The following is a 788-nucleotide window of genomic DNA, read 5'->3' as shown; positions in this document are numbered from 1 at the left end:
TCGCCATCTTCGTCGATGGCGCTGCCGCCGATCGCGACGCTGGCCGCGCCTTCGGCCTGCGCACCGGCACCGAACGCCGCGCTGTTCTGGCCCGAGGCGTTCGCATTGAAGCCGACCGCGGTCGCGTTGTCGGCGAGCGCGAACGCGCCGCTGCCGAAGGCGGACGCACCATTACCGTAAGCGAGCGCTGCCGAGCCGGCCGCCGTAGCGAACTCGCCATCGACCGCAGCGCCCTGGTCGTTCTCCTCGTCGCCTGACGCCGCGAAGTACTTGTTGTACTGCGTGGCCTCTTCCAGCTGGTCCACGTTCACCGCATCGGTGCCTTCGGTACCGGCTGCGACATTCGTGATCTGGCGTTCGGCACCGGCCGCGCCCACCGAGACCGTATCGTCGCGGTCGGCCTCCGAGTTCGCACCCAGCGCCACGCTGTTGGTCGCCGATGCATTGGCCAGGAAACCGACCGCGGTCGAATCCTCGCCGGACGCCGAGCTGCCGCTGCCGATCGCAGATGCGCCATCGGCCGTCGCGTAGGCCAAGGTGCCGACCGACGTCGCCTGGACGCCGGTCGCTTCAGCGAGCGTGCCGACGGCGGTTGCGCCGATATCGGTCGCCAGTGCGCCGTTACCCAGCGCCGTCGATGCCACGCCGCTCGCCTCGGTGGTCTGCAGGATCAGACCCGGGAAGCCGATCAGCAGATCGCCGTAATCGGCGATACCACCCACCGCCAGACCGTAGTCGCCGCTGGCGACGCTGCCGTAGCCCACTGCGGTCGCGAAACCGCCGGTCGC

Annotated in this window: 1 pseudogene; it reads right to left on the bottom strand. The window is 69.8% G+C overall.

What is annotated here, in order from left to right:
* Positions 1-788 (bottom strand): annotated as a pseudogene (locus E2F49_RS16255) (hypothetical protein); the annotation flags it as partial.

The sequence above is a fragment of the Luteimonas terrae genome, assembly GCF_004358165.1.
Taxonomy (GTDB): Bacteria; Pseudomonadota; Gammaproteobacteria; order Xanthomonadales; family Xanthomonadaceae; genus Luteimonas; species Luteimonas terrae.
The sequence above is the reverse complement of the archived record's forward strand: the minus strand, read 5'-3'. Positions and strand labels throughout refer to the sequence as shown.